This window comes from Actinomadura sp. 3N508 (genome assembly GCF_044326375.1).
Classification (GTDB): domain Bacteria; phylum Actinomycetota; class Actinomycetes; order Streptosporangiales; family Streptosporangiaceae; genus Spirillospora.
In genome coordinates this window covers 1,265,416-1,282,509 of record NZ_JBIRAX010000001.1, presented here as the reverse complement: position 1 = coordinate 1,282,509, position 17,094 = coordinate 1,265,416, and the positions used below count along the sequence as shown (strand labels likewise).

At 70.1% G+C, this 17,094-nt stretch carries 17 protein-coding genes; 6 read left to right on the top strand and 11 right to left on the bottom strand.

Features of this window, described 5'->3' with window-relative positions; translation table 11 throughout:
• Window positions 1-71 precede the first annotated feature (71 nt).
• Window positions 72-1,043 (top strand): polyprenyl synthetase family protein, encoded by a 972-nt coding sequence (locus ACH34S_RS05995; RefSeq protein WP_395951455.1) that lies wholly within the window; start codon window positions 72-74, stop codon window positions 1,041-1,043.
• 10 nt (window positions 1,044-1,053) lie between these two features.
• Here ACH34S_RS05995 and ACH34S_RS05990 read toward each other — a convergent pair whose 3' ends face one another.
• The 9 genes from ACH34S_RS05990 to rarD form a co-directional block, all read right to left on the bottom strand.
• Window positions 1,054-1,683 (bottom strand): GTP-binding protein, encoded by a 630-nt coding sequence (locus tag ACH34S_RS05990; protein ID WP_395951334.1) that lies wholly within the window; start codon window positions 1,681-1,683, stop codon window positions 1,054-1,056.
• Complete coding sequence (locus tag ACH34S_RS05985; protein WP_395951333.1) at window positions 1,664-2,113, bottom strand: DUF742 domain-containing protein; 450 nt, start codon at window positions 2,111-2,113, stop codon at window positions 1,664-1,666. The genes ACH34S_RS05990 and ACH34S_RS05985 overlap by 20 nt, the downstream gene beginning before the upstream one ends.
• Window positions 2,110-2,532 (bottom strand): roadblock/LC7 domain-containing protein, encoded by a 423-nt coding sequence (locus ACH34S_RS05980; RefSeq protein WP_395951332.1) that lies wholly within the window; start codon window positions 2,530-2,532, stop codon window positions 2,110-2,112. The genes ACH34S_RS05985 and ACH34S_RS05980 overlap by 4 nt, the downstream gene beginning before the upstream one ends.
• Window positions 2,529-4,970 carry a nitrate- and nitrite sensing domain-containing protein gene (locus tag ACH34S_RS05975; RefSeq protein ID WP_395951331.1) on the bottom strand — a complete coding sequence of 814 codons (2,442 nt, stop codon included), beginning with the start codon at window positions 4,968-4,970 and terminating at the stop codon, window positions 2,529-2,531. Before ACH34S_RS05975 ends, ACH34S_RS05980 begins: the two co-directional genes overlap by 4 nt.
• 227 nt (window positions 4,971-5,197) lie before the next feature.
• Window positions 5,198-6,898, bottom strand: coding sequence for a prenyltransferase/squalene oxidase repeat-containing protein (locus ACH34S_RS05970; protein ID WP_395951330.1), 1,701 nt, complete (start codon window positions 6,896-6,898; stop codon window positions 5,198-5,200).
• Window positions 6,899-6,960: 62 nt separating this feature from the next.
• A complete protein-coding gene (locus ACH34S_RS05965; RefSeq protein ID WP_395951329.1) occupies window positions 6,961-7,857 on the bottom strand; it encodes a terpene synthase family protein in 897 nt (298 codons plus the stop codon).
• 97 nt (window positions 7,858-7,954) lie between these two features.
• Entirely contained in the window at window positions 7,955-9,310 is a 1,356-nt protein-coding gene (locus ACH34S_RS05960) for a cytochrome P450 (protein ID WP_395951328.1), read from the bottom strand.
• Window positions 9,311-9,631: 321 nt separating this feature from the next.
• Window positions 9,632-9,991 carry a hypothetical protein gene (locus ACH34S_RS05955; protein ID WP_395951327.1) on the bottom strand — a complete coding sequence of 120 codons (360 nt, stop codon included), beginning with the start codon at window positions 9,989-9,991 and terminating at the stop codon, window positions 9,632-9,634.
• 42 nt (window positions 9,992-10,033) lie between these two features.
• Window positions 10,034-10,924 (bottom strand): EamA family transporter RarD, encoded by an 891-nt coding sequence (rarD, locus tag ACH34S_RS05950; RefSeq protein ID WP_395951326.1) that lies wholly within the window; start codon window positions 10,922-10,924, stop codon window positions 10,034-10,036.
• A 75-nt stretch (window positions 10,925-10,999) separates the two neighbouring features.
• On the opposite strand from rarD, the gene msrA reads away from it, so the two are divergent.
• From msrA to ACH34S_RS05930, 4 genes are all read left to right on the top strand, one after another.
• Window positions 11,000-11,656: a peptide-methionine (S)-S-oxide reductase MsrA gene (gene msrA / locus ACH34S_RS05945; protein ID WP_395951325.1), complete on the top strand. Its 657-nt coding sequence runs from the start codon at window positions 11,000-11,002 to the stop codon at window positions 11,654-11,656.
• Window positions 11,657-11,704: 48 nt separating this feature from the next.
• Complete coding sequence (locus ACH34S_RS05940; protein ID WP_395951324.1) at window positions 11,705-12,298, top strand: DUF4291 domain-containing protein; 594 nt, start codon at window positions 11,705-11,707, stop codon at window positions 12,296-12,298.
• Window positions 12,299-12,317: 19 nt separating this feature from the next.
• The gene (locus tag ACH34S_RS05935) at window positions 12,318-12,728 is read left to right on the top strand and encodes a thioesterase family protein (protein WP_395951454.1); all 411 of its coding nucleotides are present in this window, start codon (window positions 12,318-12,320) and stop codon (window positions 12,726-12,728) included.
• 122 nt (window positions 12,729-12,850) lie between these two features.
• Window positions 12,851-13,609 carry a methylenetetrahydrofolate reductase gene (locus tag ACH34S_RS05930; RefSeq protein WP_395951323.1) on the top strand — a complete coding sequence of 253 codons (759 nt, stop codon included), beginning with the start codon at window positions 12,851-12,853 and terminating at the stop codon, window positions 13,607-13,609.
• On the opposite strand, the gene ACH34S_RS05925 is transcribed toward ACH34S_RS05930, so the two are convergent.
• Both ACH34S_RS05925 and ACH34S_RS05920 read right to left on the bottom strand, forming a co-directional pair.
• Window positions 13,606-14,220, bottom strand: coding sequence for a response regulator (locus ACH34S_RS05925; RefSeq protein ID WP_395951322.1), 615 nt, complete (start codon window positions 14,218-14,220; stop codon window positions 13,606-13,608). The two genes, ACH34S_RS05930 and ACH34S_RS05925, sit on opposite strands and share 4 nt — an antisense overlap.
• Window positions 14,214-15,314 carry a sensor histidine kinase gene (locus tag ACH34S_RS05920; RefSeq protein ID WP_395951321.1) on the bottom strand — a complete coding sequence of 367 codons (1,101 nt, stop codon included), beginning with the start codon at window positions 15,312-15,314 and terminating at the stop codon, window positions 14,214-14,216. The genes ACH34S_RS05925 and ACH34S_RS05920 overlap by 7 nt, the downstream gene beginning before the upstream one ends.
• Before the next feature lie 163 nt (window positions 15,315-15,477).
• On the opposite strand from ACH34S_RS05920, the gene ACH34S_RS05915 reads away from it, so the two are divergent.
• A complete protein-coding gene (locus ACH34S_RS05915; RefSeq protein ID WP_395951320.1) occupies window positions 15,478-16,785 on the top strand; it encodes a tannase/feruloyl esterase family alpha/beta hydrolase in 1,308 nt (435 codons plus the stop codon).
• The last annotated feature ends 309 nt before the right edge of the window (window positions 16,786-17,094 follow it).

Below are 17,094 nucleotides of genomic sequence, written 5' to 3'. Positions count from 1 at the left end.
CCTGGGTGAGCAACCCTTCCAGCGAGAAACCCGGCGGGCCGGGCACCGAGTCCGGCCCGTTCGGGCTTTCCATCGACGCGGCGCTCGCCGCCGACGCCAAGGAGCGCCTCGCCGCCGTCGAGGCCCTCCTCCTCGACCGCGTCCGCGGTGAGGACCCGCTGCTCTCCGACGCCTCCAAGCACCTCCTCGAAGCGGGCGGCAAGCGGTTCCGGCCGATGCTGGTGCTGCTCGCCTCCCACTTCGGCGACCCGTCCGCGCCGGGCATCATCCCCGCCGCCGTCGTCGTCGAGCTGACCCATCTCGGCACCCTCTACCACGACGACGTGATGGACGAGGCGACCGTCCGCCGCGGCCAGCAGTCCGCCAACTCCCGCTGGACGAACACCGTCGCGATCCTCACCGGCGACTACCTGTTCGCCCGCGCGTCCGACCTGCTCGCCGACCTCGGTCCGGACGCCGTCCGCATCCAGGCCCGCGCGTTCGGCCGCCTCGTCCGCGGCCAGATCCAGGAGACGGTCGGCCCGCGTCCCGAGGCCGACCAGCTGGAGCACTACCTCCAGGTCGTGGCCGACAAGACCGGCTCCCTCATCGCCGTGTCCGGCCACTTCGGCGCGCTGCTCGCGGGCGCGCCGCCCGAGATCGTCCGGACGGTCACCTCCGCGTGCGAGAAGATCGGCATCGCGTTCCAGCTGTCCGACGACATCCTGGACATCGCGTCCGAGACGGAGGAGTCGGGCAAGACCCCCGGCACCGACCTCCGCGAGGGAATCCGCACCCTGCCGATGCACCACGTCCTCGCCGGGATCGGCTCCGGCCCTGACGACGCCCGCCTCCGCGAACTCCTCGTCCAGGACCTCTCCGACGACGCCCTCCACGCCGAGGCCCTCGCGCTGCTCCGCGCGCACCCCGCCATGGACCGCGCCCGCGCCGACCTCCGCCGCTGGGCCGAGGACGCCCGCAAGGAACTCCTCACCCTCCCGGCCATCCCCGCCCGAGACGCCCTCACCCACCTCTGCGACTACGTGGTCTCAAGAACGGGCTGACGCCGCGGGCCTAGACGTTCTGCGGCTGGGCCTCTTCGGAGAGGCCGCGGTACTTCATGGCGTGCAGGACGAGGTCGATGAGGACCTCCTTGCACGAGTCGAGCCGGCGGGCGTCGCAGAGCATCACGGGAACCTTCGGGCCCAGGTTGAGGGCCATCTGGATCTCCGCGAGGTCGTACTGCTTGGCGCCCTCGAAGCAGTTGACGGCGACGACGAACGGCGTCTTGCGGCGCTCGAAGTAGTCGACCGACGGGAAGCAGTCGGACAGGCGCCGCGTGTCGGCGAGGACGACCGCGCCGAGCGCGCCGAGCGCGACCTCGTCCCACATGAACCAGAAGCGCTTCTGGCCGGGGGTGCCGAACAGGTAGAGGACGTACTCGTCGCGCATCGTGATGCGGCCGAAGTCCATCGCGACCGTGGTGGTGTCCTTGCGCTCGACGCCCGCGACGTCGTCCACGCCGACGCCGCGGTCGGTGAGGAGTTCCTCGGTGCGCAGCGGCTGGGTCTCCGAGACCGTGCCCACCATGGTGGTCTTGCCGACCCCGAAGCCGCCCGCGATCACGATCTTGACCGCGGTGGGGAGCCGGCGGGCGCGCACACCCCCTGCCGGGGGGTAGCGCCTAGAGGGCCCGGAGACCATCGATCACCGCCTTGTAGATCCTGATGTCGTGCATGTCCGCCTCCGGTTCGGGTTCCTGCAGGGAGACGAACCCCTTGTCGAGCAGGTCGCCGAGCATCACCCGCACCGTCGCGACGGGAAGGTCGAGATGGCCGGTGATCTCGGCGACCGACATCACGTTCTGGCAGAGCCGGATGATGGCCAGATGCTCGGGCCCGAGCCCGACCGTGGTCTCGGGTTCCATGCCGACCGCGACCACCAGCGTGATCAGGTCGAACCTGCCCCGGGACGGCTCGGTGCGGCCGCTCGTCATCACGTACGGGCGCACCATCGGGCCGGCGCTCTCGTCGAGCCAGCGCTCCGCGGCGTCCTGCTCGGGCGGCGTGGACGGCGTGGGCGGCGGTGGATCGTCCGCCCAGAAATCGAGCGACGGGTCGTCCGGGGGGATCATGCGGGACGCCCCTCGGCGCTCTCCGTCCGGGACGGCGAGGTGAGGTGGTGGCCCATCGCCGTGACGAGCATCGCCATCTCGTAGGCGGTGAGGCCGACGTCGGCGTCCTCCTCGGCCAGCACCGCGAGGCAGGCGCCCTTCCCGGCGACCGTCACCAGCAGGTACGCGGACTGCATCTCGACGATCGTCTGCCGGACGGGACCGCCGCCGAACCGGGTCCCGGCGCCCTTGGCGAGGCTCTGGATCCCGGCGGCGACGGCGGACAGGTGCTCGCCGTCGTCCTGCGTCACGCCCTCGGAGGAGGCCATGAGCAGGCCGTCCGCCGACAGCACGACCGCGCTCCTGGCGTGCGGCAGCCGGTGGACGAGGTCGTCCAGCAACCAGCCCAGATCGGATGAGGAACCGGTCTTCTGCGTCACTGATCTTCCTCGCCTTCCGCTGTGTTGGTGCCGAGGATCTTGCCGCTCTGCTCGGTCTTGCCCGCCTGCTCGGCCTGGGCGGCGTCGGAGCGGCCCTGCCGGGTGCCGCGCTGGTAGGAGCCCATGATCCGCTGGATCTCCTCGGGGGAGCGGCCGGGGTCGTCGTGCTCGTCCGGCTCGTCTGCCACGACCGGTTCGTCGGTGCGGAGGGGATCGGCGAGGTTCGCCTGCGGAACCCGGACGGGCAGGCCGGACGGTGTGCTGGAGATGTCGGACACGGGTGGCTGGTCCTCCGGCCGGGGATGGGAGTCCTCCGCCTCGGGCCAAGGGCCAGCATCGTCATGCCCGGCGGGCTCGTCCGCCGGGGGCTCGTCTGCGGCGGGGTGCCCGTCCGGTTCTCCCGCCCCACCGGACGTGGACGGGGCCGGTTCGCGCTCGGGCGCCGGCACCGCCATCAGCGCGGGCTGCGGCCCCGTCCCCCCGCCGGCGCCGATCGCGGCTGGGCGGCGCACTTCCAGGCCGTTCTTGGTGGTGGCCGCCGGGACGGGCGCCGGAGCCTGCTCGACGACGAGGTCCCGGGGGATGACGATGACGGCGGTGGTCCCGCCGTAGGCGGAGCGTTTGAGCGAGACCTGCACGTTGTAGCGCTCGGCGAGCCTGCTGACCACGAACAGGCCGAGCTGGACGGAGCTCTGCAGGTTGAAGTCGGGCGGGTCGGCGATCCGCGCGTTGATCTCGGCGAGCTTGTCGTCGGTCATGCCGAGCCCGCGGTCCTCGATGTCGATGGCGTAGCCGCTGGCGACGAGGTGCCCGCCGACCTGCACGACGGTCTCGGGCGGGGAGAAGGACACGGCGTTCTCGATCAGCTCGGCGAGCAGGTGGGTGAGGTCGCCGACGGCGCGTCCGGCCAGCTCGACCGGCCCGAACGGCAGCACGGTGACGCGGGTGTAGTCCTCGACCTCGCCGACCGCGGCGCGCACGACGTCCACCATCGGGACGGAGTTGCGCCATCCGCGGGCGGGCAGCGCGCCGGACAGCACGATGAGGTTCTCGGCGTTGCGCCGCATCCGGGTCGCGAGGTGGTCGAGCTTGAACAGCTCCTCCAGCTCCTTGACCTCGATGTCGCGGCGGCGCTCCATGGTGTCGAGCATGGTCAGCTGCCGGTGCACGAGCGTCTGGGTGCGGCGGGCCAGGCTGAGCAGGACGTCCCGGACGCCGCGCCGCAGCTCGGCCTGCTCGACGGCGGTGCGGATCGCGGTCTCCTGGACGGCGTTGAACGCGCGCCCCACCTGCCCGATCTCGTCGGTGCCGAACTCCAGCGGCGGCGCCTCGACGGCGACGTCCACCGTCTCCCCGTGCCCGAGCCGCTCCACGACCCCGGGCAGCCGCTTCTCCGCCAGCTCCCACGCCGCGCCCCGCAGGCGTTCGAGCTGCCGCACCAGCGCACGCGCCGTGGTGATCGACATGACGATGGACGCGATGACCGCCAGCAGCCCGAGCCCGCCGGCCAGCAGCAGCCGGACGATGATGCCGAACGCCATCGGCTTGGCGCGCTCGACCAGCCGGTCGCCGCCGTCGAGGACCACCTGCTCGACCTGCTCCTGGACGGGGGCCATCGCCGATTGCCATTCCTCGGCCCGGATCCTCGGCGCCGCACCGCCGGGCCGGCTCTGGACGACGCGCTCCTCCAGCACCTTGAGGCGCGCGTACGCGTCGCTCTTGAGGACGGCGTCGTACTGGGCGCGGTCGGCCTCGGGAAGTTCCGCCGCGGCCTCCTCGCGCAGGAACCTCTGGACGCCGCGGAGTTCGACGAACTGCGCGTGCTCGGCGGGGGTGAAGCGCCCGGACGCGAGCACGCCGGCGAAGAACGCGTCCTCGCGGGAGAGGAGTTCTTTGGCCCTGGTCAGGGAGCTGAGGGTGCGGCCGTCCTTGGCGATGGCCTCGTCGTCCACGGCGCCGGCGGAGCGGTAGAGGAGGAAGGCCGTGTCGATGACGTCGTTGAACGGCTTGGCCGCCGCGTTCCGGTCCACGGAGCGGACGTCGATGGCGAGCCTGCCGGCGCGGAGCGCGTCGAGTCCGGTGAACGATTCATTGATCCGTCGCTTGAGGGCGTCGCTGGCGACGCGGGAGACGCCGCCGCTCGAGGCCTTCTTCCGGTAGTCGGTCACCGCCCTGTCGACCGACTGGCGCTGCTGGTGCAGCGCGGCTCGCTGCTGGCGCCCCTGGCTGCCGAGGTAGATCAGTGAGAGACGCCGCTCCCGCTGCAATTGGGTGACCATCTCGACGCCGGGACGAGAGACGTTCTGGTCGAGCGTGTTAATGGTCAGAAGGTTCAGGCCCTCCCGCAGTGTCACCCATGCGGCGAAGGTCCAGAGCGCGGTGAGCGACAAGAGCAGGGCGGCAATCTTCGTCCGCAGACGTGAGTTGCGGAAGCGCATCAACCAGTCCTCAAGCGAGTTCCCGGAGCGCCCGGCGGACCGCCGCGGAGGGGGTTCGGGGGCCGTGGTGTGCAAGCGTGCGGCACGACGGGAAGCGATCGCTTCGCACGCGGCAGTACCTTAGCAACATTGCGGGGGTAGATGACGTACTTTGTTCCCATCCGGGATGGGTTCTCGCTAATGCCGCCGCGTCTTGTGATACAGGAAACACGCGCGACACGTTGCCGTCAGCTTCGGTCGGTGATAGGCGCGTACTTACTGGCGAGGTGCCGGGCTGCCAGCACGGACGCCCGCACGATGGCCACCGGAAGGTACAGGTCCTTGTCGTGCCACAGCGCAGGACCCCGCATATCTTCATTGGCCGAGCCGACCGAGAGTGCCGGGAGAAATTTGTAACCCCGAGTTATAGATTCCATATACCGCTCCGTCGGCTCGGGGCCTTCCGTCTCCCCGGGAGACGGAAGCAGGATCTGCAGCGCGTACGCCGTTTCCTCCGCCGTACCGTTCCAGAGTCCCCATGAGCCGTCGGGGTGCTGGGTTTCCAAGACCCAGGCGCGGGCCAGTTCGAGGACCCCGGCCGCCCTCGCCCCGCCGAAACGGCTCAGCGCCGCGACGCAGCACAACGTCGCGTAGTACGGGGACGCGTGCCACCTGTCGACCCAGCTTCCGTCCGCCCGCTGCTGGTCGCAGAGCAGGGTCACGAGCTTGGCCACTGCCTTCGTGTAGCGGGGCACGGACGCCGGGAGGGGTTCCCCGCCGCCCAGGACGTTGTGGAGGTACTGGCCGAACGCCTCAAGCACATGGGCGTTGACCGTGATCGAGAAGCCTCCTTCACCTGGCCAGGTGCAGAAGTGCGTGGGCGTCTCGTACGTCCACAGGGCCTCCGGGGGCCGCGTCACCCCGAGCAGCCCGAGGGCGTACAGGGTGGCCGAGGTCGTGTCCGCGTCCGCGGGCAGACCCTCCGCGGCGGGTGTCCCGGCCGGTCCGAGCGCGGTGTCGAGGCTGTCCAGCAGCGCGGCCGGCGCGGTGGAGACGACCCCCGCGCGGGCGAGCGTGCTCAGCACCCAGGCGCGCTCGAAGACGGTGATGGGGAAGCCGCACGGCACCGGCCCCGCGTGGTCATCGGAGACGGCCTCCAGGAAGAGCCGGGCCGGATGCCGCGGATCAGGCGCGCGCCGTCCGTCGCGCCAACCGTCGAGCCGTCCGCCGAGCCAGGCGGCGGTGGCCGCGGGCGACGCGCCGATCGCGCCGGTGGAACCCGGGCGGACGGTGCGCGCCCCGCCGGCGAGGTCGCTCGCGACCTCCAGGGCGTGCAGCACCTTCTCCGGAAGGCTGATGCCCGCGATGAGGGCCGTGCGCATCTTGGCCAGCCGTCCACCGTCCAGGCCCCTCGGATTCCCGAGCCGGGCGCCGGCGGGGAGGCGGCCGGCGAGCGGCGCGGCGGAGCCGCCGAGCCGGTCCAGGTGCCGGTTGATCGAGCCGACCAGGGAGCTGACGACCAGGTCGCTTGCGGGCAGGTCCGGGAACATGCCGAAGTTCAGGGCGGGCAGCCGCCGCAGGAGGGGGGCCAGCGCCCGGTCGAGCGAACAGGCCACGCCGCTCCTCAGCTCGGGCACCGCGCCGTTCTGGTCGCGCACCGCCTCGTTCGGGCCGGACGCCGTGCCGTGCCGGCCGGGCGCCGTCCCGCCGGTGTGGCTCCTGAGAACGGTGAGCAGCGCCTCGACCGCGCTCAGCGTCGGCACGACCGAGTAGGCGCCCGGCGCGCCCCAGAGACCGTCCGGACGCTGGGTGTCCAGCAGATACTGGACGCGTTGCGAGTGACCCGCCAGCCAGGGAGCCAGCGAGACCAGGCGCCCCGTTTCATAGACGGAGGGGGAGACCTGGCCCCAAGGACGTGTGAGGAGACCGGCCAGTAGCTCGCGGACCACCGCGGCCGTATCGTCGTCCTCGCCCTTTAGCCCGGTCGCCGGTTTCGGGGCGCACTCGGGTCTCACAGGTCCCCCCAGTAGTCGGTGGCCCCGTAGAAGCCGGTGCAGAATTCGAGCTGGCGTTCCAGGTAGAGCGCCAGGCGCGGATGCTCGGCCCGCACGGGGGCGGCCGCCTTCCGGAACTCGCGCGTCAGTTCGGCGATGTGCCGATCGATCTCGTCGCGGCCGACGTCGAGCAGCAGCGCGTTGAGGTCGCCCCATTCGAGATCCCGCTCGTAGGTGCCGAGATCGTTGATCAGCCGTCCGGTGCGCTGGGCCGCCCAGCTGGCGTCCTGGACGGCGGCGATCTCACGTTCCGTCATCGGCGGGCTCGTGAACGCCCAGTGCGAGGCGAAGGCGAAGGAGAACCCGAAGTTGTCGGCGTTGCCGAGGTACTCGGTGAAGGTGGGGCGGCCCTTCTCCCCTTGCTGCCGCCAGTCCCACTCGTGCGCCATCGCCCGCAGGAACCGGGCGAGCTGGCCGCGCCAGACGGGCCGCAGCGCGGGCCAGGCGGGCGCGCCCGCCAGGTCGGCGCGGATGTCGGCGAGCGAGAGCAGGAGGTCGTCGTCGGGGGGTGCGCCGCCGTCCGCCACGGCCAGGCACCCCGTGACGATCTGCTCCACCTCCGCCCGGGACGTGGCGATGTAGTCGATGAGCCAGTCCACCCCGAAGCCCCACAGCGCCGCGCGGTTCGCGACCCGCAGTTCCTCGCTGGTGGCCCAGGGCGCGCTGAACGAGATGCATCCGCACACCGTGTGGTACAGCGTCGGGTCGAAGGGCTTGGCGGAGAACAGGCGTCCGAACCGGGCGGTCCAACGCTGGGTGTCTCTGGCCGCCTGCCCGGCCACGGCGCAGATCCTGCCGCTCTCCACGGCCGGAGGCAGGTCGTCGAACAGGGAGGAATGCGTGCCGGGGGTCATCTCGGGCCTTCTCACCGCAGTGCACGAATCGGGACGTGGCGCGCCGTCCTCAGCGCCTTTCTCGGCGCCCTTTCCGGCGCCTCGCCTGGCGCCGCTCTCAGCGCCGGACGGGTTCGAGCGCGATCTTCACCCGGCCGCGGGGCTTCAGCGTGAGGTGCGCCTGCGGCTCCACAGGGTGCGGGCTCCGCAGGACCGGCCGGTACCTGCTGAGCAGCGTGGCCAAGATGAGCGGCGCCTCGATGAAGAAGAAGACGCGTCCCGAGCACTGGTGCGGGCCGCCGCCGAACGCCATGAACGCGAACCGGTGCCGTGACCGGCCCGCGGCGAATCGCTCCGGGTCGAAGACGTGCGGCTGCGGCCATACCGCGGGCAGCCGGTGGGTGAGGTAGGGGCTGACCACGAGGGTGGTGCCCGCCTTGACGCGGACCCCGTCGATGACGTCGTCCGTCCGGGCGATCCGCGGGGTGATCCAGCCGACCGAGTACAGCCTGAGGGCCTCCTGCAGGACCATCTTGGTGTAGGTCAGGTCGGCCACGTGCTCGAACGTGGGCGGGCCGTCCCCCACGACGCGGTCCATCTCGTCGAGAAGCCTGGCACGGACCTCGGGATGGAGGTCCAGCAGGCCCCACAGGAAGGTCAGCACCGCGACCGTGGTGTCCGTCGCCGCGACGAACAGGCCCACGACGCCGTCCCGCACCGCGCGGTCGTCGATCCCCTGGCCGTCGTCGTCGCGCGCTTCGAGGAGCAGGGACACCACGTCCCGTCCCCCGGCGCCGTCCCGGCGCGCCTCGCGGACGATGGGGAGGATGAGGTCGTCCACCGCCCGGACGGCTCGGTTGAAGGTCCGGTCTCCCGGGAGCGGCACCGAGAACGGGACGAAGGGCATCAGCATCCGCGGCCGGAACGAGGAGGTCGTGGCGGTCACCATCAGCTGGCCGAGCTCGTCGATCTTCGACGTCGAGATCCGGTCGCCGATGAGGACGCGGATGATCGCCCGGTACACGATGCGGGTCATCTCCGCGTAGGCGTCGACCGGCCGCTCCGGGTCGGCGCGCTCGCCCAGGTCGTCCACGGCCTCGGAGATCGTCGCGATCATCTCGCCGGCGAACTGCGCGATGCTCGGCGCCGAGAGAAGGTCCTGGTACACCCGCTTCTTGACGAGCCAGCCCGTGTCCGTGACGGTGACATCGCCCAGCAGCCGGCTGAGCGGCTTCCACATCATGCCCTCGCGCCGGTAGTTGTCGACGTTGTCGCGCAGGACGTGCTGGAGATGATCCGGATGCGTGATCAGGTACGGGCGGAAGGGGCCGAGGTTCGCGCGCACGATCCGGCCGTCCGCCTCCCTGCCCATCTCCTCGAACTCCTTGAGGGGGTCGCGCAGGAGCCCCCGGAGATGGCCGATGGAGAGCGTCTGTGCCTTACGGGCGGACCGGGGGTGGGCATCGACGGACATTATCGACCCCTCTGTGAAGCCGGTGACGAGCGGACCCCGGCTGTGACCTTTGAGGACTATCGGGCACAACGAGCCAACTGAGGACTTTGTAGTTGTATGTGCGTTCTGACCGAGTTGAAGGAAGTATCACATGATCATTTGACGAAAACAAGCGCCCGATGGGGAGTAAATTTGGTCATCCGCGCGTGACCTGGCTCACTTTGCAAGTGATTCGTCGGCTGGTCAGAAAAAACTCAACTGAAGTTCGATCGACAATTCGGGATAAAGGCTATCGAATACGCTTGCGAATTCACCCGCCGGCGACCCTGAGGGCGGCGAGGGTCAGCGGACCTTCCGGTCGGCGGGCAGCAGTTCCGGCCAGCCATGGCGCTTCGTCACCCGCACCTCACCCGTCACCTTCCGCGACCCGCAGTAGGCCACGACCGCGTACGTCCGGGGCTCGGCGTCCGGCCTGACGGCGGCCGCGCCGTCCACGGCATGGCCGGTGAACGCCTCCGACGTCGCGGACCGCACGCCATCGCATCGGGGCACCGAGATCCGGACCCGCTCCCCGGGCTTCACCATCTCGGGCCGCACCGAGACACCGTCCCGCTCGTCCGGGACCGCGTCGCCGGTGCCCGGGGCGAGCATGCCCGCGGCGACGAGGACCGTCCCCAGGAAGATGACGCTGACCAGCCGCAACGGGTGCTCCCTCGGATCCGGGCGCGCATGACGTCCGGCACTTTAGCCGCCCCGGGCGGTCTCGGGGAGCGGTTCGCGGCGGGCGGCGTGCAGACCGTCCGAAGTCAGCATCGCCAGCGCGAGCCACACCAGCAGGAAGCCCGCCCAGCGGCTCGGCGGCATCTCCTCGTGCTGGACGAACACCCCGATGGCGAACTGCAGCAAAGGGGCCAGATACTGCAACATTCCGATGACCGACAGCGGCAGCCTGATCGCCGCCGCGTTGAAGAACATCATCGGCACGGCGGTCACGACGCCCGCCGCGGCCAGCAGCCCGGCCTGGCCCATGCCGTGATGCCCGAACGTCCCCTCGCCCTGCCCCTCCAGCAGGAGCACGAACCCGAGCGCGGGCAGGAACAGCACCGCCGTCTCGACCGCCAGACCCTCCGCCGACGGCATGTCGACGTACTTCTTGATCAGCCCATACGTCCCGAACGCGAAGGCCAGCACCAGCGCGATCCAAGGAGGGCGCCCGTAGTCGACGGTCAGCACGACCACCGCCAGCGCGCCCACCCCGACCGCGCACCACTGCCACGCCCGAAGCCGCTCCCCGAAGACGACGACCCCGAACAAGACACTGATCAGCGGATTGATGAAGTACCCCAGCGCCGCCTCGATCGTCTGCCCGCTGTTGACGGCGTAGATGTACGTGCCCCAGTTGACGGTGACGATCACCGCCGCCAGCGCCAGCAGCCCGATCTTCCGGACGCTCAGCGTCCCGACCCACCGGAGGCTCCGCCGCGCGGCGAGCACCACGCCCACCGCGACCAGCGACCACATGATCCGATGCGCGAGGATCTCGACCGCGCCCGCGGGCTTCAGCAGCGGCCAGTACAGCGGGAACAGCCCCCACATCACGTACGCCGCGACCCCGAACGCGATCCCCCGCCTCACGAAGGCAACCTACCAGGACGTAATCACCCAAAAGGAATAACGCTCATGACGCCCGGGGAGAGCTAACCTGAAGGCATGTTCGGCTTCGCGAAGACCCAGATGGTCACCCCGGAGAAGGCGCTCCCCGGCAGGGACGAGCCCATCCCGGTCCCGCCGCGCCACGAGGTCCTCAACGCCCCGCTGGCCCCGCCCTTCCCGGACGGCGCCGAGATCGCCGAGTTCGCCCTCGGCTGCTTCTGGGGCGCCGAACGCAAGTTCTGGCAGACCCCCGGCGTCATCTCCACCGCCGCCGGCTACGAGGGCGGCTACACCCCGAACCCCACCTACGAAGAGGTCTGCAGCGGCCAGACCGGCCACGCCGAGGCCGTCCGCGTCGTCTACGACCCCGCCAAGGTCACCTACGACGACCTCCTCCGCGTCTTCTGGGAGTCCCACGACCCGACCCAGGGCATGCGCCAGGGCAACGACGTGGGCACCCAATACCGCTCGGCCATCTTCTACCGCACCGAAGCCCAGAAGAAGTCCGCCGAAGCCTCCCGGGACGCGTACCAGCCCGTCCTGACAAAGTCCGGCTACGGCGAAATAACCACCGACCTAACCCCCGCCACCGACTTCTTCTACGCCGAGGACTACCACCAGCAATACTTGGCAGACACGAAAAACCCCAACGGCTATTGCGGCCTAGGCGGCACCGGCCTGAGCTGCCCAGTAGGCGTCGCCCGCACCGAATAGAGCCCGACCCGCTGGAAAGACCCGCCGGTTGGCGTCACCATGGTCGCCATGGACGAACCACGACACAGGATTCGTGCTCTTTATACGGCGTCCACGGTCACTGTCTACCAGGCCTACGGGCCCCAAATCGGGGTGCTGGCGGCGCGTGAGGGGGCGTTTCCGGGGGCGTGGAAGCGGGATCGGATGACGTGGATCAAGCCGTCCTTCCTGTGGATGATGTATCGCTGCGGGTGGGGCGCGAAGGCGGGGCAGGAGACCGTCCTCGCCGTTGAGATCACTCGCGACGGGTTCGAGTGGGCGTTGCGCCACTCGTGCCTCTCGCACTACGTGCCCGGATTGCATGCGGATCGCGAGACCTGGCAGCGTGAGGTCAGGCGTGCGCCTGCCCGTGTCCAGTGGGATCCTGAGCGTGACCTGCACCTGAGGGCCCTGCCTCATCGTTCTCTGCAACTCGGGCTCTCCGGTGAGGCCACACGGAGCTACGCGGACGAGTGGATCGTCTCCATCAACGACGTGACACCGCTCGCTCATGAGATCCACGCGCTCGTCAAGGCTCGGGATCTGGATTCCGCGACCCGGCTGCTGCCGCAGGAGCGCCCGTACCCCTCCGAGGAGGATCTCCTGGCACACCTGGGTGGATGATGTCCTACCGCTGGTGGTCATGCGACTGAGCGTTGTCGGGAGGGTGATGGGAATGCGGCCTGGGTTGCGGGCTGAGAAGGTTGTGACCGTTGGGGACGTGGACACCGCTATTCGGCTGGGTAGCGGGGATGTGCCCGTCCTGGGGACGCCTCGGCTTCTCGCGCTTGCGGAGGAGGTGACGGTGGCGGCGGTCGGGCCTCACATGGACGAAGGCCGAACCTCTGTCGGGACGCGTGTGGAGCTGGAGCATCGGGCCGCCAGTCCGGTGGGGATGCGCGTGACGGTCGAAGCCGAACTGCTGGAGGTCGACGGGGCGCGGCTCGTCTTCGGGTGTACGGCCACCGACGAGCACGGCACGGTTGTGGGCACCGGACGCATTGAGCGCGTCGTCGTCGACCGGGAAAGGTTTCTCGGGCGGCTCCCCAGCTGAAACGTTGATGATCTCTTGAACGGCGAAGGCCGGGCCCGCCACTGGTGCCGGGATTTGTTCCCGTGAAGCCCTGAGTTCGCGGGGGTCGGGTAGGTAGGGTCGGGGCCATGGGGTTTGAAGTTGTGTGCGAAGTCGAGCCGCCGACGCGGCCGGATTTGACGCGGGTGCGGCATCAGATCGGGGTGCTGAGTCCCGTCGCGGATTCGTTTCTGATCCCGGACAACCATATTGGACGGGCCACCGTGTCGAGTGTGGCCGTCGCTCACGAGGTGCAGGCGATGGGCGCGCGAGGTATCGCCTGCTTGAACTCGCGCGACCGTAATCTGCTGGGTTTCCGCCGCGATTTGCTGACGGCGGCGGCGTACGGGGTGGAGCGGTTCCTGTTCGTTTACGGGGACAAGCCCTCGGCGGGCGGGCGGACGAGTGAGCTGACCGTCCGGGCGATGATGGAGGAGACGCGAGCGACCGGGGAGGACGCGACGTTCGCGGGCTGCGGGCCGTTCCAGGTCGGAGTGACGTCCGGTCTGCGCAGGCTGCCGGAGTGGAAGAAGGCCGCCGACTTCACGTTCGTCCAGGTCAGTTACTCGATGGACAATTTGCTGCGGTGGCGGGAGAGCGTTGAGGTGGACGGTCCCGTCTACGCCGGCGTGATGGTCCTGGCGAGTGCGGGAATGGCCCGGAATCTGGCGGGCTCCATTCCGGACATCGATATTCCGGAGGAGCTTGTCGAGGCTGTTGAGCGAGACCGTTCGGCCGGGGTCGCGGCGGCCTGCGAGCAGGTGCTGGCCGTCCGGGAAAGCGGCGCGTTCGACGGCGTCCATTTGGTGCCGGTCAGCCGGTATCGGGAGGTCGCGGCCATTCTGGAGCGCGAGCTGGCTTAGAGGAGGTTCTGGTCGCGGGCGTAGAGGGCGGCTTGGGTGCGGTCGCGTAGGCCCAGGCGTTGCAGGATGCGGGAGATGTGGTTCTTGACCGTGCCCTCGCTCAGGTAGAGGCGCTTGGCGATTTCCTTGTTGGTGGCGCCGGCGGCGATCAGGCGCAGGACTTCGGTCTCGCGAGGGGTGAGGACGCCCGGGTCGGGGAGCGCGGCGGCGAGGCGGCGGGTGATCGTGGAGTCGAGCTGGGTGACGCCGGAGCGGGCCAGCCGGACGGCGGCGGCGAGTTCGGCCGCCGGGAGGTTCTTGAGGAGGTAGCCGGACGCTCCCGCGCGCATGGCCTGGACGACGTACTCGTCGTCGTCGAACGTGGTCAGCATCATGACCTTGCAGGACGGGTGGCGGGCGAGGATCTCGGCGGTGGCGGTGACGCCGTCCATGCCGGGCATGCGGACGTCCATCAGGACGACGTCGGCGGACGCGGCGGCCTCCACCGCGGCGGCCCCGTCGGCGGCCGTGCCGATCACTTCGATGCCCGGCTGGATGCCGAGGAGCGACGCGATGCCCTCGCGGACGAGTTCCTGGTCGTCGACCACCAGGACGCGGACCGGGTTCACCATGGCACCCTGATCGAGATCGTGGTGCCATCCGGGCCGCTGGCCAGGTCGAGGTTCCCGTTGAGTTGGGTGATGCGGTCGCGCATTCCGCGCAGGCCGTGGCCTTCGTGGGGTTTGTGCAAGGGGAAGCCTTGGCCGTTGTCGGTGATGGTCAGGGTCGCGCCTGTGTCCTCGTAGGCGAGGGCCAGGTGGATGTTGGTCGCGGTGGAGTGGCGGCAGGCGTTGGTCAGGGCTTCTTGGGCGGCGCGGTAGAGCGCGGTGAGGGAGGGGAGCGGGCGGCCTTCTTCGGCGCCTGTCACTTTGAGGTTGATGGCCAGGCGGTCGCCTTCCAGGTGGTTGATCAGGTCGGTCAGGGCGGTGGCCAGGTGGAACGGGTGCTGGCCTAGCGCGCGTACCGATTGGCGGACCTCGGTCAGTGCCCTGTCCGCCGACCAGCGGGCGTTGCCCACGGCCTCGCGGGCGCCGGACGGGTCGAGGTCGGCGAACGCGTCGGCCTTCTCCAACTGGACGGCGATCGCGGTGAGATGGTGGCCGAGGCTGTCGTGGATCTCGCGGGCCAGGCGGTTGCGCTCCTGCGCCGCCGACAGCGCCTCGACCTCGTGCATGATCCCCTCCAGCCGGACGCGGGCCTCCCGTTCGCGGACGGCGACCGCCGCCATCGTGATCGCGAGCACGATCCCGAGCGCGAACATCACCACGTCGGAGACGTGCTCCGCCTGGGTCTGCCAGCCCGGGACGCGGAGGGTGAACAGGATGGGAAGCGCCGCGACGCAGGCCGTGCCGAGGGCGATCGCGGTGCGGCGGCCGAACGTGAAGTACGCGGTGAACGGGACCAAGACGAACAGCGCCCGGGAGATGCCGGAGTCGTCGAGTGCGTTGACGGCGGCGTAGAGGGCGGTGCGTGTGAGGAGGAGGGCTACGGCCGATGGGATGTGACGTTCTGCGGCGTCGATTCCGATGAGGAGCAGCAGGAGTGCGGCGAAGGACGCTAGCCGGAACGTCGGGCCGGCGTCCACCAGTGCGTAGTACGCGCCTCCGGCCAGTACCGCGAGGCAGAGGAGGGGCGACACCCAGGGCACTGGGCGCGTCGAGGCCATGACCGGAGAGTACGTGGACGCGGACGTCCCGGGCCACCGGCGGGACGGAAACTGGCCAGAGGTCATGTGCCGTTCGGACCAAGCGGGTCCGGCCCTTTCGCACTTATCCGTGAGCGGCACCGCTGATTACGGTGCGTGATGTCCCTCACGGAAGGTGTTCGACATGGTGCGTGCCATAGTGCTCGTTTCCGCCTTGCTGGCTTCGCTGGCCGCCGCTCCAGCCGCCGCCCCCGGTGCTGCGGCGGAGACGGGGTGTGGTGAACGGGAATTGCGGGTCCCGGGCGCGGTGCGGTCCGTCGCGGTGTGCCTGCCCGATCTGACGACGGCCGGGACGATCCCGAGCGGGCACACCGATCCGGCCGACTGGGCAGGGCTGGAGGCGCCGGGGACGGTCAATCCGTCGGGCGTTCCCGGCATCCAGATCGACGGCCATTTCCCCGACTCGTCCAAGACCAATCCCACGCATGGGTGGAACCAGGATTCGCAGTTCGTCATCCGGCTGCCGCGGCGGTGGAACGGCGGGCTGGTCGTCGCCGGGCCGCCCGCCGTCCGGGAGCAGTACGCGAACGACCGCATGATCAGCGACCACGTCCTGGCCAGGGGATACGCGTTCGCGGCGACCGACAAGGGCAACACCGGCCCGGCCGTCTACACCGACGGGCGCAGGCCGGGCGACGCCATTCAGGAATGGCATCTGCGGATGGCGCAGCTGACGCAGGCGGCCAAGCGCGTCGCGGCGCAGAAGTACGGGCACGAGCCGCGGTACACGTACGCGGCCGGGCTGTCGGCCGGCGGTTACCTCGTCCGCGGGCAGCTCGAACGGTTCCCCTGGCTTTACACCGGCGGGGTCGACTGGAACGCGCTGTTCTTCGCGTCCGCGCCCAATGGCCCGAGCCTGCTCACGACGCTGCCTCCCGCGCTGCGCGCCTATCCGCGGTACGCGGCGGGGAAGCCGGGGGCGCGCGAGGAGATGCTCGCGGCCGGATACCCGGCGGGTTCGGAGCCGCTCTGGGACTTCCACCACAAGAACCTGTGGGATTTCCTCCAGCGGATCGTCCGGGAAGAGCTCGACCCGACCTATGACGGCGCGCGGGAGGCCGGAACACCGTTCTGCGCGGAGGGGACGGGCGCGGGCTGCGACACCGACTACGAATACGCCTCCCGCCCGCGTGAGGTGCGCGAGGCGGTCCGGCGGGTGTCGTTGACGGGGCGGATTCAGCGTCCGCTCATCAGCATTCACGGCACGCTCGACGCCCTGGTGCCGATCAGTGCGTACGGGGACGTGTACGCGGAGATGGTCAAGAAGGCCGGAAGGGGAGGGCTGCACCGCTACCACCGCGTGCCCGGCGGGAGCCACTTCGATGGGCTGAACGGCGCGTTTCCCGCGCTCGTCCGGCCGATGCAGCCTGACTTCCTGACCGCGTTCGACCGGCTCGCCGCCTGGACGCAGCACGGCGTCCGCCCGGAGTAGGTCCTTCACGGACCTCGGAACACACCGCAGGGCCCTCCCGGTGCGGGAAGGCCCTGCGGTGAAAGCGGTCAGTACGGCAGGAGGCGGCCCGATGGGGTCCGCAGGTCGGGCGGGCTCGGTTGACGTGGGGGCCTGGGGCGTTTGATGAGCTGCTGCCGTGCCATGTTGATCATCTCCCCCCGCCGGGCTGGATCTAACCCGGCGATCGAGCCGATGTCGCGCTGCTCTAAGTAGGACGCCTTCACCCTGCGCGAGGTTCGCCGAGCTTATGCGACAACCTCTGCCCGTTCGACCGATTTTCAGCCGGGC